Origin of the sequence: Methanimicrococcus blatticola (genome assembly GCF_004363215.1) — an archaeon.
Classification (GTDB): Archaea; Halobacteriota; Methanosarcinia; order Methanosarcinales; family Methanosarcinaceae; genus Methanimicrococcus; species Methanimicrococcus blatticola.
In genome coordinates, this window is sequence record NZ_SNYS01000010.1 from 11,003 (window position 1) to 36,249 (window position 25,247).

24 protein-coding genes are annotated in these 25,247 nt (G+C 42.3%); 15 read left to right on the forward strand and 9 right to left on the reverse strand.

Annotated elements, in window-relative coordinates:
• Positions 1 to 210: 210 nt before the first annotated feature.
• The 6 genes from C7391_RS06730 to C7391_RS06755 all read left to right on the forward strand — a co-directional run bounded on the left by C7391_RS06730 (position 211) and on the right by C7391_RS06755 (position 7,124).
• Positions 211 to 2,079, forward strand: a complete 1,869-nt coding sequence (locus C7391_RS06730; protein ID WP_166627441.1) for a GLUG motif-containing protein — start codon at positions 211 to 213, stop codon at positions 2,077 to 2,079.
• Between the two features lie 349 nt (positions 2,080 to 2,428).
• Entirely contained in the window at positions 2,429 to 3,688 is a 1,260-nt protein-coding gene (locus C7391_RS06735; RefSeq protein WP_223610981.1) for an MFS transporter, read from the forward strand.
• 211 nt (positions 3,689 to 3,899) lie between these two features.
• Positions 3,900 to 5,198 carry a phenylacetate--CoA ligase family protein gene (locus tag C7391_RS06740; RefSeq protein ID WP_133517796.1) on the forward strand — a complete coding sequence of 433 codons (1,299 nt, stop codon included), beginning with the start codon at positions 3,900 to 3,902 and terminating at the stop codon, positions 5,196 to 5,198.
• A 122-nt stretch (positions 5,199 to 5,320) separates the two neighbouring features.
• Positions 5,321 to 5,749: an ACT domain-containing protein gene (locus C7391_RS06745; RefSeq protein ID WP_133517797.1), complete on the forward strand. Its 429-nt coding sequence runs from the start codon at positions 5,321 to 5,323 to the stop codon at positions 5,747 to 5,749.
• Positions 5,750 to 5,794: 45 nt separating this feature from the next.
• Complete coding sequence (locus C7391_RS06750) at positions 5,795 to 6,130, forward strand: DUF2103 domain-containing protein (protein ID WP_133517798.1); 336 nt, start codon at positions 5,795 to 5,797, stop codon at positions 6,128 to 6,130.
• A gap of 10 nt (positions 6,131 to 6,140) precedes the next feature.
• Positions 6,141 to 7,124, forward strand: a complete 984-nt coding sequence (locus C7391_RS06755) for a methanogenesis marker 12 protein (protein WP_133517799.1) — start codon at positions 6,141 to 6,143, stop codon at positions 7,122 to 7,124.
• A 248-nt stretch (positions 7,125 to 7,372) separates the two neighbouring features.
• Here the strand turns inward: C7391_RS06755 and C7391_RS06760 are convergent, their stop codons facing one another.
• From C7391_RS06760 to C7391_RS06800, 9 genes are all read right to left on the reverse strand, one after another.
• Positions 7,373 to 8,029, reverse strand: a complete 657-nt coding sequence (locus C7391_RS06760; RefSeq protein WP_133517800.1) for a TIGR00288 family NYN domain-containing protein — start codon at positions 8,027 to 8,029, stop codon at positions 7,373 to 7,375.
• Positions 8,030 to 8,347: 318 nt separating this feature from the next.
• Complete coding sequence (locus C7391_RS06765) at positions 8,348 to 8,752, reverse strand: hypothetical protein (RefSeq protein ID WP_133517801.1); 405 nt, start codon at positions 8,750 to 8,752, stop codon at positions 8,348 to 8,350.
• A gap of 18 nt (positions 8,753 to 8,770) precedes the next feature.
• Positions 8,771 to 9,664, reverse strand: coding sequence for a rhomboid family intramembrane serine protease (locus tag C7391_RS06770; protein WP_133517802.1), 894 nt, complete (start codon positions 9,662 to 9,664; stop codon positions 8,771 to 8,773).
• A gap of 31 nt (positions 9,665 to 9,695) precedes the next feature.
• Positions 9,696 to 9,923 (reverse strand): hypothetical protein, encoded by a 228-nt coding sequence (locus tag C7391_RS06775; RefSeq protein WP_133517803.1) that lies wholly within the window; start codon positions 9,921 to 9,923, stop codon positions 9,696 to 9,698.
• Between the two features lie 188 nt (positions 9,924 to 10,111).
• On the reverse strand, positions 10,112 to 10,678 hold the full coding sequence (locus C7391_RS06780; RefSeq protein ID WP_133517804.1) for a DNA-binding protein: 567 nt from the start codon (positions 10,676 to 10,678) through the stop codon (positions 10,112 to 10,114).
• Positions 10,679 to 12,256 (reverse strand): replication protein A, encoded by a 1,578-nt coding sequence (locus C7391_RS06785; RefSeq protein ID WP_133517805.1) that lies wholly within the window; start codon positions 12,254 to 12,256, stop codon positions 10,679 to 10,681. It abuts the gene before it with no gap.
• Between the two features lie 198 nt (positions 12,257 to 12,454).
• Entirely contained in the window at positions 12,455 to 12,790 is a 336-nt protein-coding gene (locus tag C7391_RS06790; RefSeq protein ID WP_133517806.1) for a hypothetical protein, read from the reverse strand.
• Positions 12,791 to 13,244: 454 nt separating this feature from the next.
• Entirely contained in the window at positions 13,245 to 15,092 is a 1,848-nt protein-coding gene (locus tag C7391_RS06795; protein ID WP_133517807.1) for an ATP-binding protein, read from the reverse strand.
• On the reverse strand, positions 15,082 to 16,392 hold the full coding sequence (locus C7391_RS06800) for a DNA double-strand break repair nuclease NurA (RefSeq protein WP_133517808.1): 1,311 nt from the start codon (positions 16,390 to 16,392) through the stop codon (positions 15,082 to 15,084). The genes C7391_RS06795 and C7391_RS06800 overlap by 11 nt, the downstream gene beginning before the upstream one ends.
• 167 nt (positions 16,393 to 16,559) lie before the next feature.
• Here C7391_RS06800 and C7391_RS06805 point away from each other — a divergent pair, with 167 nt between their 5' ends.
• The 9 genes from C7391_RS06805 to C7391_RS06845 all read left to right on the forward strand — a co-directional run bounded on the left by C7391_RS06805 (position 16,560) and on the right by C7391_RS06845 (position 25,246).
• Positions 16,560 to 17,138 (forward strand): superoxide dismutase, encoded by a 579-nt coding sequence (locus C7391_RS06805; protein WP_133517809.1) that lies wholly within the window; start codon positions 16,560 to 16,562, stop codon positions 17,136 to 17,138.
• 375 nt (positions 17,139 to 17,513) lie between these two features.
• Positions 17,514 to 18,395, forward strand: coding sequence for a polyprenyl synthetase family protein (locus C7391_RS06810; RefSeq protein WP_133517810.1), 882 nt, complete (start codon positions 17,514 to 17,516; stop codon positions 18,393 to 18,395).
• A 129-nt stretch (positions 18,396 to 18,524) separates the two neighbouring features.
• On the forward strand, positions 18,525 to 19,718 hold the full coding sequence (locus C7391_RS06815; RefSeq protein ID WP_133517811.1) for a radical SAM protein: 1,194 nt from the start codon (positions 18,525 to 18,527) through the stop codon (positions 19,716 to 19,718).
• A 112-nt stretch (positions 19,719 to 19,830) separates the two neighbouring features.
• Positions 19,831 to 20,190, forward strand: a complete 360-nt coding sequence (locus C7391_RS06820) for a hypothetical protein (protein WP_133517812.1) — start codon at positions 19,831 to 19,833, stop codon at positions 20,188 to 20,190.
• A 341-nt stretch (positions 20,191 to 20,531) separates the two neighbouring features.
• Complete coding sequence (gene thiM / locus C7391_RS06825; protein WP_133517813.1) at positions 20,532 to 21,389, forward strand: hydroxyethylthiazole kinase; 858 nt, start codon at positions 20,532 to 20,534, stop codon at positions 21,387 to 21,389.
• Between the two features lie 12 nt (positions 21,390 to 21,401).
• Complete coding sequence (gene thiE / locus C7391_RS06830; protein ID WP_208107080.1) at positions 21,402 to 22,145, forward strand: thiamine phosphate synthase; 744 nt, start codon at positions 21,402 to 21,404, stop codon at positions 22,143 to 22,145.
• A 99-nt stretch (positions 22,146 to 22,244) separates the two neighbouring features.
• Positions 22,245 to 22,559 (forward strand): hypothetical protein, encoded by a 315-nt coding sequence (locus C7391_RS06835; RefSeq protein ID WP_133517814.1) that lies wholly within the window; start codon positions 22,245 to 22,247, stop codon positions 22,557 to 22,559.
• 390 nt (positions 22,560 to 22,949) lie between these two features.
• Positions 22,950 to 23,276, forward strand: a complete 327-nt coding sequence (gene ahaH / locus C7391_RS06840) for an ATP synthase archaeal subunit H (protein ID WP_133517815.1) — start codon at positions 22,950 to 22,952, stop codon at positions 23,274 to 23,276.
• The gene (locus C7391_RS06845; RefSeq protein WP_133517816.1) at positions 23,273 to 25,246 is read left to right on the forward strand and encodes a V-type ATP synthase subunit I; all 1,974 of its coding nucleotides are present in this window, start codon (positions 23,273 to 23,275) and stop codon (positions 25,244 to 25,246) included. The genes ahaH and C7391_RS06845 overlap by 4 nt, the downstream gene beginning before the upstream one ends.
• Position 25,247 lies beyond the last annotated feature (1 nt).

Below are 25,247 nucleotides of genomic sequence, written 5' to 3' on the forward strand. Positions count from 1 at the left end.
TAGGATTAAAGTTTGTTTTAGGGTTTTAAATTAAATAAAATCAATTTTGGGGTATTATAAATGTTTTCAAAATCATCAATTGCCTCTGCCAATCGATTGCGCCAATCGTCGTCGATTTCAAATGGTGGGAGGGGAACTTCGGTTTCTTCTTTTTGTCAGTTTTCTAAATATCTTTTTTGCGTTTGTGCAGTTCTTCTGATTCTTTGCGGAATGGCTGCTGCTGCTCCTGCTCAGATTTCTGTTAATCAGGCGTATTTTAATGCATATGCGGCAGGCGACACTGGTAAATTCGCTGATATGGAAGCCGATTATATTTTAACGGGGAATGTCGATCTTGATGGTTATAATTGGAAGCCGATCGGCACCAACTTAAACAAATTTAACGGAACTTTTGAGGGTAAAGGTTTCACAATCTCAAATTTAACTATTAATACCGCCGACGAGGGTTCTTTCGGTCTTTTCGGTTATGTTAATAACGCTGAATTTTCCAATATTTCATTTAAAAATTTTTCATTTTCATTTACCGGCGGAACTGCAAAGCAAACGTATGTCGGTGCTTTAGCCGGTCATATCAGCGGCAATGCTGAAATTGAAAACTGCTCGGGTTCAGATATAACCATTGAATGCAAATTTGGGGCCATCGGTGGTCTTGTCGGTTTAATAAAAGAGAAAAGTAATATCAATAACAGTTCTGTCGTTTCCTGTGATCTAAAACTTACGACAAATCTGGATCCTGTCGGCGGTCTTGTCGGTTCTATGTACGGTAATATTACCGGCTGCTCTGTTTCATCTGCCAAGCTCTCCTCGGTTGGCAGTGTAGGTGGTCTTGTCGGTTCAATAGAAGGGAAGAGTAATATCACTAACAGTTCTGCTTCATGTACTGTGTCCGAGTCCGGCAGTGCAGGTGGTCTTGTCGGTTATATATTTGCGAGTAGTAATATCACTAACAGTTCCGCTTCCGGTAATTTGAACGGTAATATGTGTGTAGGCGGTCTTGTCGGTGAGGTGAAGGATATGTCTAATATCACTAACAGTTCTGCTAACTGTAATGTGTATACCGCCGCTAAAGAGGGTGGCACCTTTGGGGCAGGCGGTCTTGCAGGTCTAATGCAAGGTCATATCATTAATAGTTCCGCTTTCGGTACGGTAACTTCCAAGGGTGATTTTGCCGGTGGTCTTATCGGAGATTCCAGCAATCGCGCTTCTTCTATTCAAAACAGCTTCTCTAAATGTACCGTTTCTGCTAAAAACAAAGCGGGCGGTCTCGCCGGCTTTTATTTTGGTACAATCTCTCAAAGTTATGCGTCAGGATTGGTAACAGCTTCCGAAAACTACGCCGGTGGTCTTGTCGGATATTCAGATATTACTAAGATTGAAAACAGTTATGCTGAGACTGTTGTGATGGCAAATGATTATGCAGGCGGATTGGTCGGACATAGTTCTTATGCTGCTGCTACAGATACTCAGCGTTTTCTTAAAAACTCTTATTTCTCAGGCACAGTTCTTTTAACCGGAGCCGGAACCGCCAATATCGGAAGTTTAATCGGAAAAGATGATGTGCCTTCTGGTTATTCTACGTTTTCTAACTGTTTCTATTTGAATGACGGAAATGATGTTCAAGGAACATCTGTCTCAGATGCTGATATGAAGAAAATTGCCACGTTTAAAGACGCCGGCTGGGACATTGGTTCGGCTAACAATGTTGATCACACTTGGTATACCATAGAAGGTGTCACTTATCCGTTGTTTTTGATGACTGCGGTCGAGTCGGGAATCCCTGAAGAACCCGGGAAAATCGACAGCCATGCCGGCGGTGGCAGCGGTACCGGTCAAGCAAAAATTGTCGATTCAACCGATAAAAAAAGTTCCGGCTCGAAAGACGATGTGATTCAACAGCAGAACAATACTCAAAAGCAAGACGATACACAAAAACAGGGAGATAGTCAAAAGTCCGACAATGGAGAAAGTTCCGGATTCGGATCAGATATAGGTAATTCCAAATGGTTTTACTTCTTCTCCGGTATCGTATTATCTGCTTTAATCGGCAGTCTTGCTTTCTTCTTGAACCGCAGAAAGTGAGGATTGAAACCTTTAAGATTTAAAGTTTGGAAATGTGTCATTTGGACACATTTCTTCTTTTTTTTATTATTCAATATTTGGTTTATCCGGTTTTGTTATCCTTCAAAATGTTGCTTTTTTTGTTGATATTTTTAAAACGTTGCGTTAGGTTAATTGATATTTTTTGAAAATCGCTGCATTCGTGGCGGCGGTACATATTCAGCCGTTGTTCACAGGATTCGCACAAATCCTTTTTCTTGAATCTGTGATACTTTCTCTCACGGAATAAGGTATTTTTAGTTTAGAGTTCTTTTCTCGATTTCCCGTCGGCGGCAAACAGGAGGAATAATTTATCGAAAACTCAACAATAATCGAAAATCAAAACCCGTTTGCAAACTGGAAACAAAAAACGGCTCTTTTCTTCGGGAGCCAGGCGATTACGCTTTTCGGATCGTCTCTCGTGCTGTATGCAATTATTTGGTACATTACGCTGACAACAGGGTCAGGCGTCATGACGACGATGATTATTATCTGTTCCTTTGTCCCGCAATTCGCGATTTCATTTTTTTCAGGCGTTTGGGCAGATAAATACAACCGAAAAATGCTGATTATTTTAGCGGACGGCGGTATTGCGCTGGCGACATTGGCACTCATTGTTTACATGCTGGCCGGCAACGATTCCATTCCCGCGCTTTTATTCATTGCAGCGGTCCGCTCGGTCGGCGCAGGCATTCAAACACCTGCCGTCAATGCCATTATTCCGCAAATCGTTCCGCCGGAAAAACTGATCAAAGTCAACGGCATCAACGGGTCGCTTCAATCCATTGTTAATTTGGCGACGCCCGCAGTTGCCGGAGCGATTCTGATCGCCGGTGAAATTTACAACATTATGATGATTGATGTCGTAACGGCGGCAATCGGTATCGGTATTCTACTGCTCATCCCGATTGCGAAGCATAAAAGAGCTCAGGAAAATGTTCAGACGAGTTATTTCGCAGATCTGAAAGAAGGATTCAAATACAGTTTTAATCATCCGTTCTTCAAACCGCTTTTCATCGTTTACGCGTTCTTTACGATTTTGTGCGTTCCCGCGTCCTTTTTGAATATTCTGATGGTGACGCAGGTCTTTGGTGAAAATTATCTGTATCTGACGCTCAATGAAATGTCATTCTTCATCGGAATGCTTATCGGCGGATTAGTTATCGGTACATGGGGCGGCTTTAAAAACCGCGTCAAAACGATTCTGGTCGGATTGGCAGCTTTTGGTGTTCTCACTTGCGGATTCGGTTTGACGCAAACGCTATGGGTTTATCTGATTCTGATGTCTCTTGTCGGATTGATGATGCCGTTTGTTAACTCCCCGACAATGAGTTTGATTCAAGAAAAAGCAGATTCGGACAAGCAAGGCCGCGTATTTTCCGTGCTTCAGATGATTATGACCGCGCTTATGCCGCTTGCAATGCTGTTCTTCGGCCCGCTCGCAGACATTATTCCCGTTCAGCAAATCGTTGTCTACTGCGGAATACTGATTGTTATCTTGGCAGTCGTCGTTCTATTCAACAAGAAATTCTATCAGCAGGGCGTTTTTGAAGTGAAAAAAGAAGCGGGAAATTCAGAAACACAATTATGAAATCGTTTGAGAATTTGAAGTGTATTTATTCTACACTTCTTTTCTATTTCTTTTCTACTCTTTTCTACTTCTTTTCTATTTCTTTCTACTTCTTTTCTTTTTGTTCCATAATCATTTGGTTTTTATATCTGTTCTTTCATTCTTTTTTTGCAATCGAATTTCAGTTGAAAAATATGAAATTCATTTTGCCGATAAATAATGGAGTTTTATAATGCCTTACCGGAATCCCGAAATTGAGACGATGGATCCTAAAGATCTGCGTCAAATGCAAAGCGAAAAGTTGGTCAAGCTTGTGAAGTACGTTTATGACCGTTCCCCTTTTTACAAAAAGCGCTTTGACGAATTCGGTGTCAAACCCGAAGACATAAAATCCATTGATGATCTCGGCAAGCTCCCGTTTACAATGAAACAGGACTTAAGAGACACTTATCCAAACGGCATGTTCTGCGTTAAAAATACAGATGTTGTTCGTTATCACGCATCTTCCGGAACAACCGGAAAGCCGACCGTTGTCGGATACACGCAAAATGATTTGGATTTGTGGGCGGAATCTCTTGCCCGCGGCATGACTGCTGTTGGTCTTTCTGAAGATGATATTATCCAAGTCAGCTACGGCTACGGTTTATTCACCGGCGGTCTCGGTGTCCATTATGGATCCGAAAAAATCGGCGCAACCACATTGCCGGCCAGTTCCGGAAACACCGAACGCCAAATCACATTAATGAAAGATTTGGACGTCACCGCCATTTGCTGTACGCCTTCTTATTTCTCTTATCTGATTGAAGCTGCCGAACAAATGGATTGCAGCATCAAAAATAAAACAAAACTCCGCGTCGGCATTTTCGGTGCCGAGCCGTGGTCGGAATCTCTCAGAAAACGCATTGAAGAGCGTTCTGGAATTAAAGCGTACGACGTTTTCGGAACGTCTGAACTCAGCGGGCCGCTTTTCATCGAATGTGAAATGCAGGAAGGCATGCACATTTGGAGCGATATGTTTTTGTTTGAAATTTTAGACCCTGAGACGAATGAGCCTGTTCCTGACGGGACAGTCGGCGAATTGGTTGTCACAACGCTTATGAAAGAAGCACTGCCTCTCGTCCGCTACCGTGTCGGCGACTTAGCGTCTCTTGAAACCGCTGTCTGTAAATGCGGCCGAACGCATCCGCGTCTGATGCGCCTGAAAGGACGATCCGATGACATGGTTATTGTCCGCGGTATCAACGTTTTCCCGGGACAGGTAGAATATGTTTTGGTTAAATTCCCCGAAGTTTCGCCTCACTTCATGATTGTGATCGACCGCGAAGGCGAGTTGGACAACATGGCCGTTCAAGTTGAGCTGGCGGATATGGCATCCGACAAGCTGGATGATTATTACAAACTCAAATCCGGCATTCAGCACGAATTAAAATCCATTTTGAATCTTCATGCCGATGTTGAATTTGTCGCGCCCGGCACCATCCCGAGATCGGAAGGAAAAGCGAAAAGAGTTATCGATAAACGTCAATATTGATCATTTTTGATCCGGTTTGATTTTAAAGTGAAAAAAGTGAAAAGATTGAATATTTATTGAATTACGGATTATATGAATTAAAATAATTTATAAAATTAAATTTCAAATCAAGGAGTGATTCCATGACAAAAACAATCAAACAAATTTCCCTGTTTTCGGAAAACAAGCCCGGCCGTTTGGCAAAAATTGCCGACGTTTTGGGAAAGGAGAATATTAATATCCGCGCATTCACGATTGCGGAGTCCGGTGACTTCGGTATTGTCCGCCTTGTCGTGGATCATCCGGATCAGGCGCATGACGTTTTAAAACGGGAAGGCTTTACAGTCTCCGAAACAGATGTTGTCGGCATTGAAATCAATGACGAGCCCGGAAGCATGAAAGACGTTGCCGAGCTTTTCGCGGAAGGCAATATCAACATTGATTACGCTTACGCATTCATCGGCCGAAACCAAAAAGCCGTTTTGATTGTCCGTGTCAGCGACTTGGAAAGCGCGCTTTCTTTCCTTAAAACAAAAGGCGTTTCTTTGTTGGAAATCAACGATTTGCTGTAAGTCTCTGACTTCAGCTCCTTTCTATTTTATTCGTTTTCGGTTTTCATGTCTCCTCAGCCTGATTCCTGGAAAAGCAAACGCGGCGGTATTCATACAACACTTATCGGTGAGCGTAAAGGCCGCAAAATTGCTTCTCTCGTTGCTTCTCATGAAGCCGTTAAAAAAATAATTCCGGGAATCATTCAAAGCAAAGGTCCGTCCGGCGGTTCTTTTCGCGCCAAAGTTCTTCGCCCGGATTCCAGGGGCAATCTCCGGCTTTTGTTTACCCAAGGGACAAGTTATCAGGAAATCATTCTCGTGACGACCGCTTCGGATTTAGCGGAAGGCGAAGCGGTTTCTGATGAATTAAACGCTTTGATTGATAAAGAATTAAATGAGTGAGGGCATTGATATGATTTTTATGGGTGTTGATCACGGAACAAGTGCCATTCGCTTCGCTGTTTTGGATCATTCGGAATTTAAATTGGTTCGCTTTTTTGAAATTCCGAGAGAAACAGCCGGTTCTCTTTCTCTTGAAGAACTTCAAAAACGCATTGAAGAAAATATGGGGATGCCGCTTTCTGATATTGACTTGGCGTGTCTGACTTATTCTATGGGTGACGGCATTTCACAAATTGAAGATATTCGTTTTGTTCAAAACCGCGGCGTTTCGGCAACTTCGGGCGTCGGCAAAATCACAAACGCCGGCACAAAGATTTTTGATCTTTTTGCAAAAGACATTTGTCCCGCTGTTCTTCTGCCTGGTCTTCATCAAAAAAATGAGGTGACAGATTCCCGAATGCAGCATTTTTCCCATCAGGCCAGCCCTGAAAAAATCGGCATTGCTTTTCATGCGCAAACACTCGGTCACCGCCGTTTCATTTTATCGGACATCGGCTCAAATACGGTGACGATGGCAGTCTCTGACGGCAAGATTTTGGGCGCGATTGATGCCGCGATTTTTGCGCCGGGAACGCGTCACGGGCCGTTGGATGTCAATGCGATTCGTGAAATTGATGCCGGAAATATAACCGGAAATGACGCGTTTTCGTCGGCCGGTGTCGGCGATGACAAAATGAAACTTGCGTTTTTCGCGGCGATGGAAATCGCGGCGCTTGATGTTTTAATGAAAGATTACGGCGCGGAAGATTATGTTGTTTTGGTTGCCGGCAGCGGCGGCGAAGACAAAGAAGTTCGCCGCGAAATCAGCCGCTTGCTTCAAAAACCGGTTGAGTCTCTCGGGAAATGGTCGGCTGCGCTCGGCTGCGCTGAAATGGCTTGGGAAATTGTTTCTGCTTTTCCGTTTTTCTCTCAGGAGAAAGAAATCTTCGGCATTCCGGTTCATTTTGATTTTAAAGATTGGCAAATCAGATCAGGATACGGGTTGGAACAATAATCAAAAAATAAAAACGAAAATAATTGAAAACAACTGAAAAAAACCAAAAAAACCGAAAAAAAACTGAAAAACAAACATCGTTTTTATTGAAATATTCAAACCCGAACTCCTGTTCGATTTATTTTTAGAAAAGAAAAAGGGAGTTCGGTTTTTCTAAATCGGGAAAACCGATGTTTGTAACAAATATTATAAAAAATCAAAAATTGTAAAAAATTAAAAATTGTAAAGTAAATGAATCTGATGAAAAATCAGGCATCTTCCAAGCCGATATTGTCGTCTTTGCTTTTGATGACTTCAAATCGTCTTTGAGATTGTTCAACTTTGTAATCTTCGTGGTCCTTTTTACTGATTTCGATTTCTTCAGGCTCTTCTTCGTCTTCAACCGCCAGCAAATGAACTTCGCCGTCGTCGTCTTCGTAAGCCATTTTTGCGTCTTTGAGCAAAATCACATAATCGGCGGAATTCTTCAAGGCAATTGAAAAGCCCGGCTGAATGCCGAAAATAATGGTTTCTTTGCCTTTCTCATTCGCCTTGTTGAGGAGTGGCTTAAAATCAGCGTCACGCGTGACGATTGCAATTGTGTCAATGTTGTCGTTGTAAACCAATTCCATTCCTTCGACAGCAAGACGAACATCCACGTCGCTGGAACAAATAATCGGTTCCAATCCGTGATTTTCAATCGCTTCAATCAATTTGTTGGAAGCATACTGATTAATGAAAACCTTCCCGATCTTCACGTTTCCGTATTCTTTCAGAGCATTTTTGATTTCATAAAGGTCAACGTTAAACTCCTTGCGAATGACATTCGGTCCGTCAACAAGCAAACCGATTCTCTTCCGCTCGTTTTCCTTTTTGGAAGATAAATATTTTGTAATTGATCCGAATCCGGATTTTGGATTTGACATAATTTCAAGACCCGTATAATGATTACCTGACGGTCTTGCCCGACATCGGCACAGGCCGTTCATTCACACAAACAACGATAATAACAGCTGCGAAACGCAACATGATGACATTAATAATCTCAATACGCGCAAATAGTTCAAAAACCGTTTGCTTGAATTATTGATAAAAAGATAATTGTTATTTTTCTTATTTTATCCTTCCGTTCAAAGAATTTTCCTTTCTCAACCCGAATTTTTATGAATCTGACCCTGCACCGCATCACGCGCGAGCCGCAACGATTAATCAGCGGATCAAAAACGGGTCAGGTTCAATTTCATTTAAAAAATATTGTCGGCAGCATTGTATTTTCGAATCGGCCCGCTTGTATTTTTCTTCGGCTTAAAGTCAAAATATTTCTTCATCCGGCGGCCTTCTTTTCTTCGATAAAAAAACATTTCGCCGCCATATGTTGAAAATAAAGAATAAGCGGTTTCAAAGCCTTCAAAATCTTCTGCTGTCAGTTCAATCAAATATTTTCCGTCCGTGCTGAAAACTTCCAGCAGAATTATTTCCCGAATTCGTTTCAACTCTTCCGTTTGCGGCTCTTCGTCAAAATAAAGCGTATACCGCAGGCCCGGAAGCCAGCAGGCATACATTTTGTTAAAATCTAAAACCACAATCGGAACACGTTCATTTTCCGGCGGTTTCAGGTAATTTCTTCCGATAAACGGTGATTCGGTCATTTCAATTCAATTTCCGGTTCAGTAATATTTTTGTTTCTGAATTCTGTCTCTTAAACGGTTGCGGTAGTAGTAACCAAAACCCAGTCCGACAATCAGTCCGCTGAGGTGAGCTGCGTGAGCAATCATGGTTCCGTCGCGGCCGCCGATGAACAAGAGGCTGATGAGCGCAAAAATCACAATCATGTATTTGATTTTCATCGGAATGAAATAAACGAAGACTTTTAAATTCGGATCAAGGACGGCAACCGCGCCGAGAACGCCGTAAACTGCGCCGCTCGCGCCGACCAATCCGATGCCTGTATTTCCTTCAATCAATATGAAACCGATGGCGGCAACAATTCCCGATATCAAATACATGAAGACGAATGATTTCTTTCCGATTAATCTCTCCAAATATGTACCGAATGAATACAAGACAATCATATTGAATAAAATGTGGAACACATCGGTTTGACTGTGCAGGAACATATGTGTAATGAGTGTCCAGGGATGAGAAATGATGTATCCCCAATCCGCTCTTAAAATCAAAGATTGATATATGAATTCAAATGTGTTATTGAAAATTCCAAGGAATGCGATAATCTGCATAATCGCGCAGATTAAAATAATCACATAGGTCGGGCTGCTCAATATCTTTTTCCAAAACGGCGGTGAACGCGTTGATGTGTAACCGTGACGCTGTTCAAAATTATCCCTGTCGTAATAATCGGCTTTCGGCGGATTTGTTTCTTTAGCCGCGCCGGTGCCGTATGTTTTGGTATAAACGCGTGTCTGTCCCATATTCACGCCTTTGGGGTCGACAAAGCAATTATGATTTTGTCTTGAAATATGGTCGGAACAATACGTTTTTCCGCAAACGCCACAAATCGCTTGCGCCGGCTCTTCTTTTCCGCAGGATTGACATCTTGTCATTGATATACTCCGTTATTTGCGTGGTTGCCGATTAATCCGTTTCGATTTTAAACAGCACGCCGGTTCCGGCCAATGTCAAATGCGTTTTGTCGCCGAGTCTTAAAACATCGTCAAGTGACGCACTCGAGTCCCATTCATAAACGTAGTCATAAGGGCCTCGAACGAGTTGAAATCCGAGAGACATCAGGCGGCTGTTCACTTCAGACGGAGGGGAGCAAGAGCCGTCACTGTTGTACCAAATTTGCAGATAAGTCTTCATGGTCTCCTATTTAATCGTCTTTATTTATTATTTTATCCCGAATCCAAAAAAAGAGCCGAAACTTCCTGATTCGGCAGGAAGATCGGCTGAATATTTCTTATTTTGCTTATTTTTTATTTTGTTTTTGATTATTTTTTTTGATTATTTTTTTTGATTATTTTTTGTTTTATTAAACTTGTTTTATTTTTTCAGTTTGAAGAAATCGCTTCCAATGCCTGAATAATCATTTTTCGATATTCTGAAAATTCGGGCGAATAATGCTCAAGAGCATTTTTAATATTTTCATTTGTCTCGGTCTCGGCGGCAATGATTCTCTCGTGCGTTTTTTCAGCCGTTTCCGCAACCCACAAATCGCGGTCTTTTTCATCGGCGTTTTGAATATATTCGGGACGAATCGAAAGAATCGTGTTTCCGTCATCGGTCTTAAACGCCGTCACTTTTCCGATGACGGTTACAAACGCGGGGGTCTCAGCCTCTGCCAAAAAGCGGGCGGCTTCTGCCTGGTACTGGCCGGCATAAACCGTAAACGTTCCTGTCGGGTCTGAAATTCTTGCTCTGTAATATTCCGTGCCGGAGCCGATGTTTTCAACTTCCGTCAAAACGCCTGAAATAAGTATGCGGTTTGCTTTGGCACCCGTCGGCGTTAACACATATTGAGGCGCGTACTGTTCTTCCTCTTCTCGATAAATTAAATCAGAATCTTTCATTTCTTTCGCAAACATGCGAACCGCAATTTCTCTGAAATATCCGGGCATTCAGATCACCTTGATTTCTTCAATTTCAATTTCTTCGTCTTCCTCAATTCCTTCGTCTTCCGCTTCAATCGAATTCAATATTTTTTCAAATTCTTCAAAATCGGAACTTTTCAATTCTTCCATTTCTTCTATGTCTTTTTCGATATCTCTATTCTCGCCAACTCTTATCTCGTCGTTTCTGATCTCGCCGTTTTCAATCTTTTCGGCATCATTTTTCCGGTCTAATTCTTCCATAAGACAATCTTTCAATTGACTGATTCTGTTTGCGTCAATCGGTTCTGCACGCTCGACATTTTCAACAATGATGTAGCGGTCTGTTTTCGCGCCTCTGACAACGTAATATTTACCGATGAATTCCTTTTTTATAATGTCGTTAATACATTCGGGATCCAATGTTTCCGTTGCCATCATAACGGCATCGGCAAGTTCTATATTGAGCAGTTTCTGCGTCAATTCGCAGTTGATGATTGTTTCATGCGCTTCAGAACCGTCGTCAAACACCGCTTTGATGCGCAAATCATATTTTCCTTTCACTTTGCCGTGTTCGGTGCACATTCCCTTTGTCATGACTTTGTTGCATTCGGGACATCTTCTGATTAATCCTGATCCGGCTTGAATGTCAACGGCACAGCCGCAGAGTTCAAAAACGGAAGCTTTGGCAACGATTTCTTCATCAATTTCCTCGACTTTTCCGGCGCGGTTGATTTCAACAGCAATGTTGCCGTTCCATTCTTTGGTAATCGCATTTTTTAACAAATAAGATTTGCCGGCTTCGATGTTCTCAATTTCAGATGTTTTCCAAACCGTGAATCGCATTGTTCCGGTTTCATCACCGAGAACGCCCGCGAATGCAATGCTTTCATGCGTTTTTTCAAAAAGCTGAACAATATTCGCTTTCAAATCCGTCCAAATTCCGCCTTGCTGAAGCTCGGCAACTGTTCGGAGTTCGTTTGTTCTGTCTTTTGAGTCGCTCAAAATCGTTTCACCGGCTTTGACCGTTACAATCTCTTCCGCTGCCGGCGCAATCGTCGCGGCTTTGTTCAATGTGATGCTTGCCTTATCGTTCCAGGACTTGACAACCACATTTTTGAAATCATATGTTTTATTGAGCTCAAGCGGATTGATTTCCGTGCTGCTCCATATGGTAAATTTGATAATGCCGGTTTCATCGCCGACCAACCCTGCCTGCGCGATGCTTTCATGGGTGCTGTCCCAAATCTGAATGACTTTTCCGGTGAAATTCACCCATGCATCAGGCATTCCGGCCATTGCATTAATCTCGGCAATTTTTTTTGTGACGGCAGATCCTTTTCCTGCGAAAACTTTCGTCTTTGAAATGCCGTATTTTTTCAAAAAAGCATTCGTCACGCTTCTTTGCGCTTCTGCTGCCGGAACTTTAAAAATTTCCGTCATTTCTTTTAATTTCGCTTCAATTTCTTCAACGGAAATTTCCGCTCCGTTTTCGGAAAGAAGTTTCTGTATTGTTGCGGCGCGATCAAAAAGATCGCTTGCGCCTGTGTTTTTAAAATGAATCGATTCCTGCGAATCAGCGAGTTCTGTTTCATTCATGTCTTTCATTCCTTTAGACCTCCGGTTATTTTTGATATTTATCGGGAGGCAGAACTCTTTAGAACCGCGGAATATAAAGAAAAAAGCGAAGCAGGGTGAAAGTATATATCTATTCTTTAGGTCTTTGTTATAAAAGACGGGGCTCAAAACAGTAATTGATTACCGGCACAGGTGTGTTTGAGCGCGTGTCGGCATCATTTCAATCTGTTATAATACAGTAGATTCGTTTTTTCTGATTTTCTTCAATTCTTTTTGTTTGAAATATTCTCTCATTACGGCGTAAATAATCCAAAGAATGAAGAATAAAACAAAACCCATTGCAGGGATTAACATAACACCGACAACGATTGCAAAAAATACTGCGAGAATCAAAGCACCCGGGTTTTTCAAAAGTTTTTTCAATGTGACGGCTTCGCCTCTTGCAGCTCTAATGCCGCTTGTTTTGGCATCCCAAATGATTGCGTAAACGGCTGCCAAAAATAAAATAATTACACAGCCGAGTATCAATAGTCCTATTGTAACATCAAAAACATCAGTTGTCATTTTTCATCCTGATGCGGGGTTTTATCTTTTGTTGCTATTTTATAAATTATGTAAATCAGTGCCATAATTATTACAATCGGGGCCAATAATAACAAAAGCACAAGTAAAATTATTATTAATTCCGTTACTCCAAGTCCTATCATCATATTTTTTCTCTTTTTATTCTTTATTTTTGGTTTTTAAATGTCGGTGTTTATTGAAAAATCGCTTCGCGATTTTTAGCGGCTGCCGCCGCGCGCGAGCTGCACCATTCTTTTAAAATATTGTAAACACAAACGATTTCATTCATGCTTCACAACACAATTTGAAAGTCCCGTAATCTCAACAATATCGCCGTTATCCGGGCTGTGAATGATCGTGTGCCCAAAAATTCCTCGCTTCGCTCGGAATTTTTCATGGGCGAGGGAGGGCGGTATTTACAGAAATCGCTGCGCGATTCTCGGCTTCGCCAAGATCATTCATGCTTCACAACACAATTCGAAAGCCCTGTAATTTCCACAATATCGCCGTTATCGGGACTGTGAATGATCATTTGCCCTTTCTTCAAATAAGGGACGCGCTTTTCATATTCCAAGGGAACTTTGACAGCATTAATCGCCGCGTCGTTGTTGAGATTCAAAACGATTTTTGTGTTGATTTGTTTTAAAATTTCAGTTTCAATGTCCTGCGGGTCTTGTGTGATTAAGAACAAGCCTAAACCTTCTTTTCGGCCTTGTTTGGCGGCTTCGGCGAATTTGGAAATGATTTTTCCGGAGAGCGTTCCGGCTGAGCTTGAAAGGTAGCGGTGCGCTTCGTCTAAAACCAAAATGATCGGCGTGTTTTTCACATCTTCGTCGCCGGAGGTGTTGAGTTTATTGTCAACGATGACTGTCATCATTGTTAATACAATCAAATCGCGGATGCGGGAATTGTTGATGTATTCCGTCGGGAAAACGGAAACTTGCCCTGGTTTGAAAACGGTTTTGAACAATTCCGTAATCGGTTTCGCGTCTTTATCGAAAATGCGCTCGTACGTTTTGTTGAGGGCTTTTCTGACAATGCCGCCGTAAGAGGATTCATGAATTTTGTCGGTTTGTTCCGTATAATATTCCTTGTTGAACGGGTCCTCGACAAATTCCTTGAAACCGATGTATGTCGGCGTTTTGCCTTTGGTTTTTGTGTCTTTGAAATAATCGGCAATCAAAATTTCAAGGCCGTTGCGCTGATTTTCTGTCAGTTCGGCGGTTTCCAATATCCACGGATTGTATTGAACAAACGAAAACGGAATCGTGAATTCAACTTGTTCCGCTCTGGATTTTCCGGCGTAGCGTTCGCCGTCAACTTTGGCGGTAAATGTTTTTGTTGTTTTAATGCCGCCATACGCGACTTTTTCAGAATCGAAATTGAATTTATCGGCTTCTGAAAGCTGATTGTCTTCATAAAGTTGGGAATATTCATCCTGCGGATCCATGACGACGAGACACGGCATATTTTGAATGCTGTGATCGCTTCGCTGGCGGTAACGGCTGTTTTCTGTTTCAAACTGGCGCAGGATGTTTTTTGTCAGGAATGTTTTTCCAGTACCGGTGCTGCCGCAAACGAGCATATGACGGAAAATGAGCGGATCGCCCGATGAATAATCATTTCTCATGTAATAAGCAACCGTCGGCGGAACGGAATGGGTTTTGACAAGTTCGCCGCCGACGCTTAAATGACCTAAAAAGATGCCTTCTTTGGGGATATTTAAGCCGGTTTGAACCATTTCCTTATCAAAAACGGGGAGAATCGGTGTATTCGGTTTGGGAATTCTGTCCGCCATTCGTCTTTGGAGGCCTTCTTTTTTGTTCTTCTCATACAAAATGCAAATCGGCTCAATCAAAGCGAGCAGCTTGTAATCTTCTTCATTGATGCGGCGGCCAGCGGAAATATCACGTTTGTTTGCAAGCATGCGGTTTGAGTGAATTTCAGTCGCGTCATCCACTGTAAATTCCTGGCGGTATTGGAGTTTTGTGAATTTGCCGAACAGATTCTCATTTTCATACGGAACAATTACATAAGTTCCGAGGCGCGCTTTTTCACGCTGCGCCGCGGCAATGTATCCGATGATTTTTGAAGCGGTTCCGGCAATTTCAATCGGCTCGACACCGGTTGTCACGATGCCGTATGCTTCTTCCAAATCTTTTTGTGATTCGATCGTCTCAACAGGCGTTGATTTATCATCATCATAGTCGTCAAATTCCTGAAAGGCCTGTTTTTCCAAATCCTGTTCAAATTTATCAAAATCAAATGCATTTGATTTGTTCTCATTTTGTTCAAAACTCATCTAAATCTCCCCACCTTATTTCATTATAAGATTTTTCCGCCGGGTCTTTTGTAAATAATTCTCTGATTTCACTCTTCTCATTGGAGCTGATTTTCGCAATGGAATCCGCTTTCAAAAGCGTCTCCGGAACTTTTCCGATTGATAATTCATACAATACCTTTTTCGTCATTTTTCGTCTCATTTCATCATCTTTGATGAGCCCGTATATGCTTTCAATTTTAAAGACAATTTGAGTTCCGTCAAACGGTACGCGAACCATAAAGAAAACCGGCAGATAATCTTCGTCATCAAATTTACGGCGAAGCGTTTCATCAACAAGCGGTGAATTGGGTTTGATTTCTTTGTCATAAAACTGGTTCGGCTGAATAAACCAATTCGAATATGTGATTTTAAATCGGTTTCCGCTGTCCGCGTTTTCTTTCTTTTTTTCGGCGGCTTCACTCTCGTTTTCCGGTTTCAAAAACGATTTGAAAAGCTGCGTGTCGGTTGCCCACGGCAGTTCCGTAAATATCTTCTCTTCTTTTGCTTTTTCCCGAAGCAAATTCAAAATTTGAGTTTCTGCCGGATTTTTCACAAAACCAATCACCGGCATTTTGTTTTCCAAATGGAAATCCATGATGTCAATATAGTTCTGAAGAATCTTTTTCGCGTTTCTGTCATGCCGAATCAGAACTTTGTCTGAATTCGTTCCCATCCAAAACATCAGCTGTTTCGGATAAACCGGTCCGTCCATGATGAAAAATCCGGTCGTATCCATGTCCGGCTGCGTCCATAAAATGTGTTCCGACTCGGACGCGTAAATCGAATAATCATGAACCATCCGTCCCGCGCGAATTTTTAAAACCGACGGATCAATTTGAATCACTTTGCTTCGCCCGAACCCGTCATCAAACGTTTTCCAGGATTCATTTTCCGGCAGTTTTGTTTTCTTTCCCGATGGAAACCCGGTGCAAACAATGGTTCTTTTGCGATGCAGATTCAAGTCTGTCGGGGTTGACGCCATGGCAGCGTGGCAGATGTCTAAAAACAAACCGCGTTCAAAAAGAATCGGATTCGTGCTGCCACTGTCGGAAGAATAAGTCACTTTATATTCGTCTTCCGTCAGGCTCATGCGCCGCACATCGGCTGACGCGCGGAAAAGTTTGCCGACGGCTTTTAAAATGATTTTGTCATCCTGTCGAAGTTCTGATAATAATTTAAAAATTTCAAAAATGTCCTGTGACTCTTTTTCGGTGTATGAGTATTCAATTTCTGACGCGATGTCGGAAATTTCTTTCATGTGAACAGGTTCAAGAGTCATAAGGATGACAAACGTTGTTAAAATATAAAAGTTCTTCAAGCGCGGTGAAAGTGGGCGGTTGTTGATTGATATATCCCGGTATATTGGAAGATGTAAATAATATTCATACAATCATATTTATAAAAATAATGCCTATCTGTTTTATTCAATCATTCGGAGGATTAATTATGGCTGTCGAATACATTAAATTGCCTTATGAACAGGACGCTTTAGAACCTGTCATCACAAGAAGTACAATCGGATTCCATTACGGAAAACACCTCAAAACATATGTTGACAAAACAAATGAGCTCATCAAAGGAACCGAGTTTGAAAATCTGTCTTTGGAAGACATCGTCAAGAAAGCGGAAGGTCCGCTCTTCAACAACGCCGGGCAAGTTTTGAATCACAATCTTTACTTCATGCAATTCGTTTCGCAAGGCAGCGGCAAACCGATCGGCAAACTCGCAAAAGCGATTGACGACACATTCGGCTCATTTGAAAATTTCACAAAAGAATTTGAAGCCGCCGGCATCGGCCTTTTCGGCTCCGGTTGGGTTTTTTTGGCAAAAGACAAAAACGGCAAACTTTCAATTGTTAAAGGACAGAATGCCGAAAATCCGATTACAAAAGGCATGGAAACAGTTTTAGTCATTGACGTCTGGGAACACGCTTATTATTTGGATTACCAAAACAGGCGCGCCGATTATCTGAAACTTGTTTGGAATATTATTGACTGGAACGAAGCCGAAAGAAGGTTTGAGTAAAAATCCTTCGCTCCGCTCGGAATTTTTCAAAAAACAATTTTGGGCGGCGTTTGTGAAACGCTTACGCGTTTTACGTCTCCGCCTCCGATCTCATCAGGTGCTTATTTAAAAATCGCTTCTCGATTTTTAAGCGGCTTTGCCACGGTTAAGGCGGTACTGAAAATCTTTGTTTAATGGGCGTCGCCGTGCGCAAGCCCTCGGTTTTTTAATTATATGAAAATGAGCTGTCTCTTTTTTTGGTCAAACGGCATCATTTCCCTCTGACACTATTTATTATATCTGATTCAAAAGCAATATATAATATCGGAGCGGATTATAGGTCAGTTTAAATTTATATTTTCACTTTAAATTTGGTTACATGAGGTCGACTCTGATATGAAAATTGAAGAATGGGACGAATATAAAACATTTATAAATGCTATTACTGAGGCGGTTTCGAATATTTCCGAACTGCCGTCTTTAACAAAAATAACGAGTCATGTGTTTAACGCGAGCGGTAAAAAACTTCGCCCGCTTGTTATTACACTTTCCTGCGGTGCTTGCGGCGGTAATTATAAAGATGCAATCAACGCCTGTCTCGCAATCGAGGGCATTCACACGGCCTCTTTGATTCACGATGACATTTTGGATGAAGGTATGATGCGCCGCAATCAGCAAACACTTCACACACTGTACGGTCCGGCCGCGGCAATTTTGTGCGGCGATTTTTTGATTGCCAAAGCAATCGAATGGATTTCCGTTTATGAAAAACAAATCGTTTGGGACTTCGGTCATTCCGGTGCTTTGCTTTCCGAAGGCGAAGTTCTGGATGCCGGCATCAAGCGCGGCGAAATGACAATGGATGAATACACCGAATGCATTTACAAAAAGACGGCCGCGCTCTTTGAAATCAGTGCAAAAATCGGTTCCCGTGTCGCTGTTCCGGGCAATGAAGAAATGATTGAAAAATTCGGCCGCTTCGGTTATGAATTCGGCATGGCTTATCAAATCGTTGACGACTTGCTCGAAGATTTCGGGGTTTACGAAGACAAAGAATCCGGTGTTCTTTCCGACAGCCTTTTCTCAATTTATATACGCTCAATGGATGCCGATGCCGCTGCTAAAGAAACGGTCGGCGTCGCCGAAGCTTATTTGCTTCGCGCCAAAGACGAATTATCCGGCGTTGCCGACTCTCCGTCCAAAGAAAAATTACTCGCGCTCGTTGATTACGTGAATGATTTGATGGACAGCGTCAGATTCGCGCCGGCTCAGAGTTGATTTCGTCAACTCTTTTCCTTTTTTTTATTTTCGCTGAATCAACGCTTATTTTTTTTAAAAGTGAGATTGCAAATTTTTATATGCAGCCTTTTCTAATTAACTTTCATATTTCAAAAAGAGGTTTATCCAATGCAAATTTATGATTATAAAGTCGTTAAAATCAATGCCGATGTCGTTGACGGCAAAGTTGTTCTGGAAGCAACGGGGCCGCTTTCAATTGCGGCAAAACCGATGATCAATAAAATCAACGCGGTTTTTCAGGAAGAAAAGCCGATTTCCGCAACAGATGATAAAATTATTTTCTCAACTTGGATTCCGGAAATTCCCGGGCCCGTTTTCAACCGTTTGATCAATTCTCAAATCGGTTTTTCACTTTTGAATAAAAGAATTCCCGATCAGGTTTCTGTCGGCGTGACTCCGCGCTGCCCGAACAAATGCATTCACTGCGGCGCGGCCGATATGATGGCGCCGAACAATGAAATGACGGTTGAAGAAATTAAAAACACAATTGATCAGGCATTGGATATGGGCACTTATCTCGTTACGATTGACGGCGGCGAACCGATGGTTCGAAACGACCTCCCCGAAATTATCGGCAACATCGATAAAACCAAAACAACGGTTTCCATGTTCACTTCCGGCTTCCGTCTCAACGACGAGCGCGCTAAAGCGCTCAAAGACGCCGGTCTTTATTCCGCGAAAATCAGTTTTGACAGTACCGACCCCGAAGTTCATGACAAATTCCGCGGAAGAAAAGGCGCGTTTGAAGGTGCCGTCGAAGCCGCAAAAGCCGCCAAACGCGCGGGAATCATGACAGACTTATATCTGACAATTTCACCCTACAACATCGACAACATTGACGATTTGTATCAAATGGCAATCGATCTCGACATGGATGAAATGTCCATGACCGGAATTATCGCCGTCGGCAACTGGAAAGAACACGAAGATGAAGTGCTCACTCGCGCTGACGCCAAGCGGTTGGAAGCGTTCCACAAGAGTAAAAATTCAACTCCCGAAGGACCGCGCGTGACGGCGTTGCCGTACCTGATGGGGCCCGATATGTTCGGCTGCTTTGCCGGCAACCGCTGGATGCATATCGCGTCAACAGGAGATGCGCTGCCATGCCCGTACACGCCGCTCACATTCGGCAACATTCGCGACAAGCCGCTCACAGAAATCTGGTCGGCAATGGGCAAACACCCCGCCTACAAAAAACAATCCATGGTTTGTATGATGCGCGACCCCGAATTCCGCCAAAAATATATTCATACAATTCCCGAAGGCGAACAATTGCCTTATTATGTCGGGCCGAGAAAATAATCTCTCGCCCTTCATCTTTTCTCTTTTCTTTTTTCACGCTGTCTGCTTATCTCGGCAGCAAAAGACCTTTTATCATGAAAGCCATTGACTTATTATCGGATGTGGTGTTTTTATGGATAAAAAGAAAGAAACAATCTCTTCAATTCTTATTTTTTTAGTATTGGTCGCCGTCGGGTTCGCTGTGAATTATTATTTTGAAATTGTCGCCGGCGAATTCAGCTATTTCTCAATCGGTATCATCATCGTAGCGCCCATTCTCATTTCGTTCGCTTATTCCGGTCTGAAATATTCCAATAAATGGATGATTGGCGCGATTGTATTTTCTGTGATTTTATACATTATGTATCTCATCGGCGCGGAATGGCCGATTTGGACTCAAATGGCAGTTCTCGCTTGCTCTTGCTTCTACTTAATCGGAATGGCTTATTTGAAATCAAAGGCTGAAAAAGAATTCGGGCCGGTCAGTGAATAATTTTTGAATATTCATTTTCTTCTTTTCTTAATTTTTTTTACTTTTTATTTGAACAGCTTTGCTGTTTTGAATTGCTTTTTTTGGATTGTTTTATTATTTTGATTTGTCAACCAATCCTCCAAAAAGCAGGCTGACAAATCCGAAAGTAATAAATATGCCGGGGAATTATTCCAAATATCGGTCTTACGGTCCGCATTAATATATTTAATACATTTTTAAAAATCACATACTTTTAAATACGGGTGCCTGCGGGTGGGAAACCTGCTGATATCATCCTTTAAGGATGGGGCTGAGATCATACCGTTTAACTTGATCCGGGTAATTCCGGCGGAAGGAAAAATATGAACACAATAAACACAGCGGACGCAGTTGTCCGCAACATTTCTACGGCCGTTGAAGAAGTCAGGAAACAAAATCCTCTTGTCGGCTCTTGGACGAATTTTGTAACCATTAATCTTGTTGCCAATGCGCAACTTGCAGTCGGCGGCAGAGCCGCAATGTGCTTCTTGCCCGATGAAGCCGAGCCTTTGGCTTTCGTTTCAAAATCAATTTATGTTAATGTCGGGACACTCCAGCCGATTGCCTGCCAATCTCTTCCGGCAGCGGCAAAAGCGGCAGCGGAGGCAAATAAGCCGTGGGTTCTTGATCCGGTTGCGGCCGGTCTTGGTGATACGCGCACTTCTGTTCTGAAAGATTTAAAACAGTATAAGCCAACCATTATTCGCGGAAATGCATCCGAAATCATTACTTTGGCAAATCTTTGGGGGCTGGAAACTGAAATTAAAGGAAAAGTCGAAGGCGTTGATTCCACTGATACTGTCAGAGAAGCCGCAAGTTCCGCGTTAAAACTTGCCGAATATACAGGCGGAGCGGTGGCGGTTTCCGGTGAAATTGATCTTATTTTAAATTCTGAAAAAGCTTATTATTTAACAGGCGGCTCGGAAATGCTGGAATGCATAACGGGTGCCGGCTGTTCTCTCGGCGGTGTGATGGCGGTGTTTGCGGCGGTGACCGATGCGTTAACGGCGGCTCTTACAGCTTCTGTTTTCTATAAAGCCGCGTCTGATAAAGCCGTGTCCGGCGGAAAGATTGGAACATTTTCATTTCAAACCGCTTTTGTGGATTACTTAAGTCTGTTAACGCCGTCAGACATCGCAGAATATTCGGAAAAACATTTAACTTTGCAGGAATGCGATTGAGGAGCTGAGTTTGTGGAAATTGAAGCTAATCCTCTTAACTCTCTTGTTCCTCTTAATCATCATAATCATCTTCGGACAAGTTTTGATTTATCTGTTTATTTCATCGCCGGTCCTGAAAATCTTAAACCCGACGATACTTTTCAAAATCTTCTTTCAAAAGCAATCGCGGGCGGAATTACTTTTTTCCAACTGCGGTCTAAAACAGCATCTGCGCGGGAAATCATGGAGTTGGGGCGTATTGCCGCTGAAGAAATCAAAAAAGCCGGCAAAAGCGAACAAATCGCGCTTGTTATTGATGACCGGTTAGACATTGCTTTGGCTTTGAGAGCGGAAGGCGTTAAAATTGACGGCGTTCACCTCGGTCAAAGTGATATTCCTGTTGAGTTCGCAAGAGAAATGCTCGGCGAAAACGCAATTGTCGGTCTTTCCGCCCGTTCTGAAGAACTTTTTGATTATGTCAAAAATTTTAAACCCGGAATCGTCGACTATCTCGGAGCCGGCCCGCTGCATGAAACGCAAACAAAGCCTGATTGCGGTTTGGTCAACGGCGTCGTTATTGAGCGTACTTTTGATGAGATTCAAAAATTAAAAACATTAAGTCCTTTGCCGATTGTTGTCGGCGGCGGTGTCAAAGCAGAAGATTTACCGCGCCTTAAAGCAACAGGCATCGACGGATTTTTTGTTGTAAGCGCAATCGCTTCCTCCGACGATCCTTTTAACGCGACGGAAACTTTAGTAAATATTTGGAAAAATTAAATCTGCGGAATAAATTTATGAAGTGAGCACGTACGAACAATTAAGGAGATCACTTATGAATAAAGATACAAAAATTAAACTCATTTTTTAAATTCCTTATTGATTGTCTGTGCTCATTTCTTCTATTATGACATTTATCTTGATATGCGTTTACCGCTTTCTTTATTTCTTATCGGCGGTTGGGGCGGTCTTCTTCTTCTTTATGCAATTCTCGCTCCCAAAATGTCGCGAACGTCTGATTATTCTAAAATTATCAGCGTTGTCGGAATTTTGATTGCATTTTGTTCTTTGATTCTTTATGTTTCTTATTTCTTAGGAGTCTGGGAAAATAAATGGTTTTCATCCATTGTTTCTTTTATAGTTCTTGGATATGCTCTCTTTTTGTCATGGTACAAAAACGGGTGGTGGGGTTAACAACATTTTCTCTTTTCAAAAACAACCCCTTCTTTTCTAATATATTTGTCATGATTTTGCATGATTAAGCCGAACGTTTACATTTCAGTCGGTTGTTCACTTTTTTGAAAATTCGGCAAAACCTTTTTAATATAGTCTCTCTTTATTCGTTTTGCATTTTGGAGCTTTTGGTTTAAAACATGTGTTGGAGGCTTTGTTCTCGCTGTAAGATTCTGTCATGATTGTTCATGGTTGAAGCCGAAAGTGGTTCAATAAGTCATTGAAAATGAATTGTTTTAACCAATTTGCTTATATATGGGGTAATGAATTGACTACTTTACCCTTTATCTGACGGCATAATCCTTGCATTCGCAGTGATTATCCGTTATAAAATATAGAGACGGTATTCGCATGGCTAATAATGAAATCTTATCTGAAATTAAAAAGGCAGAAGAAGATGCAAAAAAAGCGGTAAGCGAGGCCACCGAAGCCAAGAATCAGACAATTGCAAAAGCACGCGCTGAAGCCCGCCAAATCGTTGAAGATGGCGAAGAAGACGCGGTGAAAACCGCTCAAAACGCTCTTCGATCCGGCGAAGCTGAAATCGATGCCAAACGCAATGAGATTGTTGAGAAAGGTGTTCGCGAAGCCGAATCTGTAGCTATGAAATCCCAATCAAATATTCCAAAGGCTGTTGATTTTTTACTCGAGGAATTTGAAAGGGAGATACGCGTATGAGTTACCCGAAACGAATGACCAAAGTTTTGATCGCCGGTCACAAGAGACATCTTGAGACGACGGTCGATGCCTTATATGAAGCAGATTTGCTTCACGTAGAGGACTTTGTCGAAGGTGACGACTCTGATTTTGAAATCGGTATGCCGATTGAATACGGCGAAGAAGTCTCAAGAAAGCTCGTTAAAGTCCGTTCAATTGCCAATGCTTTAAACGTCAAGCCGACAAGTGAAACCGTTCCGTTAACGGAATCCGATGTTTCCAAGCAGCTTGATGTGAAGTTGGCAGAAATGGACAAAGAAATTGACCGCAATGCAGAGGAATTATCCCGCTTAGATGCTCGCGTCAAAGATCTCGAATCCGCAGAAAAAGAAGTTCTTCCTTTCCTCGGTTACGATATTGACTTAAAGTATTACAGCGGCTACGATAATTTAGCTGTTTTTTCAGGTACTGTTTCTTCTCTTAACGAATCACGCCTTCTTGAAATTACTGATGCCTACCAGCTTTTCACTGACTCCGGCTCCAAATTCTTTGTTCTTTTTGTTGCAAAGAAATTTGAAAAGGACATCCAATCCGTCCTTGCCGACATGGGTTACAGAGAAATGAAAGCGCCTGATAAATCCGGATATCCGTCCGACATTTACGCAGCGCTTGAAGCTGAAAAATCAGAAATACAAGCACAGATTGAGTCTTTAATTGCAGAGCGTGCGGCCCTTAACGAAAAATACGGAAACTTCATCCTTGCAAGCGATGAATTCCTCAGTATTTTGAGTGAGAAAGCCGAACTGCCTTTAAGAATTGCCACGTCCGAACACACGTTTATCATTGAGGGGTGGGTCCCGACGAACAACTTTGATGAATTCACCGCAGCGGTTTCCAGTAAAACCAACGATGGTGTTTACATTACAACACTCGAAGTCGATATGCATGACGAAAAAGAGATTGCAAAGATTCCGGTGGAGTATGAAAACTCAAAGATTGCCAGTCCGATGGAAGCGGTTGTTGACTTATATTCAAGACCGAAGTACAACGAAATTGACCCGTCATCTATTCTGGCCATTTCCTTCCCGTTAGTCTATGGTATGATTCTCGGTGATATCGGTTATGCCCTCGTTTTGATGACCTTGGCTTTCCTCGTGATGAAATTCATGAAATCGGACGCTGTTAAAAAATTGATGTATGTACTTATTTATTGTCAAATATCTGCTTTGTTCTTCGGTATCATTTATGGTGAGTTTATGGGATTCCCGCTTGCGGGTTTAATGTCACACGGTGTCTATACACCGGGGTTGATTCCGGGGCTGGAAACAATTGTTTTTGATTTCGGTATCATTGCCGGCGAACCTTTAATGTTCCCGATCCACAGAACACACATGATTATGACATTTTTGATCGCTACAGCCGGATTCGGATTCTTGCATCTTAACGTCGGTTATATCGTCGGTTTCTTCGACGTGAAAGGCCAACATGGTGTTAAGCATGCAGTTTTGGAAAAACTCAGCTGGATCGTTCTTGAAATCGGTGTCATCGCAGCAATCGTTGCATGGTACCTGGGACTTGGCACAGTCGGCATCGCCGTCGGTGCTATTATTGCAGTTATCGGTGTCGTTATGCTCGCTAAGGGCGAAGGTATCAAAGGACCGATTGAAATTCCGGGTCTTCTCGGAAACATTTTGTCCTATACGCGTATTATCGCGGTTGGTCTTTCTTCTATCTACATCGCATCAACTGTCAACGACATCGCCTTCGGCGGTCTCATTTGGACCCCGGCGGACGGTTTCAGTGTCATGATGTTTATATCAATTTTGATCTTTATTCTCGGACACTCATTAAACACTGTTCTGAGTATTATCGCTCCCGGTTTACACGCGCTCAGATTACAGTATGTCGAATTCTTCGGCAAATTCTATGCCAGCGGGGGCAAAATTTACAAACCGTTTGGTCACTTAAAGAAGTATATTTTGGAGGAATAAA

Excerpts from the sequence above, each read along its gene's own strand:
- C7391_RS06730 (WP_166627441.1), top strand. The coding sequence starts at position 211 with ATGGCTGCTGCTGCTCCTGCTCAGATTTCTGTTAATCAGGCGTATTTT.
- C7391_RS06740 (WP_133517796.1), top strand. The coding sequence starts at position 3,900 with ATGCCTTACCGGAATCCCGAAATTGAGACGATGGATCCTAAAGATCTG.
- C7391_RS06745 (WP_133517797.1), top strand. The coding sequence starts at position 5,321 with ATGACAAAAACAATCAAACAAATTTCCCTGTTTTCGGAAAACAAGCCC.
- C7391_RS06750 (WP_133517798.1), top strand. The coding sequence starts at position 5,795 with ATGTCTCCTCAGCCTGATTCCTGGAAAAGCAAACGCGGCGGTATTCAT.
- C7391_RS06755 (WP_133517799.1), top strand. The coding sequence starts at position 6,141 with ATGATTTTTATGGGTGTTGATCACGGAACAAGTGCCATTCGCTTCGCT.
- C7391_RS06760 (WP_133517800.1), bottom strand. The coding sequence starts at position 8,029 with ATGTCAAATCCAAAATCCGGATTCGGATCAATTACAAAATATTTATCT.
- C7391_RS06765 (WP_133517801.1), bottom strand. The coding sequence starts at position 8,752 with ATGACCGAATCACCGTTTATCGGAAGAAATTACCTGAAACCGCCGGAA.
- C7391_RS06770 (WP_133517802.1), bottom strand. The coding sequence starts at position 9,664 with ATGACAAGATGTCAATCCTGCGGAAAAGAAGAGCCGGCGCAAGCGATT.
- C7391_RS06775 (WP_133517803.1), bottom strand. The coding sequence starts at position 9,923 with ATGAAGACTTATCTGCAAATTTGGTACAACAGTGACGGCTCTTGCTCC.
- C7391_RS06780 (WP_133517804.1), bottom strand. The coding sequence starts at position 10,678 with ATGCCCGGATATTTCAGAGAAATTGCGGTTCGCATGTTTGCGAAAGAA.
- C7391_RS06785 (WP_133517805.1), bottom strand. The coding sequence starts at position 12,256 with ATGAAAGACATGAATGAAACAGAACTCGCTGATTCGCAGGAATCGATT.
- C7391_RS06790 (WP_133517806.1), bottom strand. The coding sequence starts at position 12,790 with ATGACAACTGATGTTTTTGATGTTACAATAGGACTATTGATACTCGGC.
- C7391_RS06795 (WP_133517807.1), bottom strand. The coding sequence starts at position 15,092 with ATGAGTTTTGAACAAAATGAGAACAAATCAAATGCATTTGATTTTGAT.
- C7391_RS06800 (WP_133517808.1), bottom strand. The coding sequence starts at position 16,392 with ATGACTCTTGAACCTGTTCACATGAAAGAAATTTCCGACATCGCGTCA.
- C7391_RS06805 (WP_133517809.1), top strand. The coding sequence starts at position 16,560 with ATGGCTGTCGAATACATTAAATTGCCTTATGAACAGGACGCTTTAGAA.
- C7391_RS06810 (WP_133517810.1), top strand. The coding sequence starts at position 17,514 with ATGAAAATTGAAGAATGGGACGAATATAAAACATTTATAAATGCTATT.
- C7391_RS06815 (WP_133517811.1), top strand. The coding sequence starts at position 18,525 with ATGCAAATTTATGATTATAAAGTCGTTAAAATCAATGCCGATGTCGTT.
- C7391_RS06820 (WP_133517812.1), top strand. The coding sequence starts at position 19,831 with ATGGATAAAAAGAAAGAAACAATCTCTTCAATTCTTATTTTTTTAGTA.
- thiM (WP_133517813.1), top strand. The coding sequence starts at position 20,532 with ATGAACACAATAAACACAGCGGACGCAGTTGTCCGCAACATTTCTACG.
- ahaH (WP_133517815.1), top strand. The coding sequence starts at position 22,950 with ATGGCTAATAATGAAATCTTATCTGAAATTAAAAAGGCAGAAGAAGAT.
- C7391_RS06845 (WP_133517816.1), top strand. The coding sequence starts at position 23,273 with ATGAGTTACCCGAAACGAATGACCAAAGTTTTGATCGCCGGTCACAAG.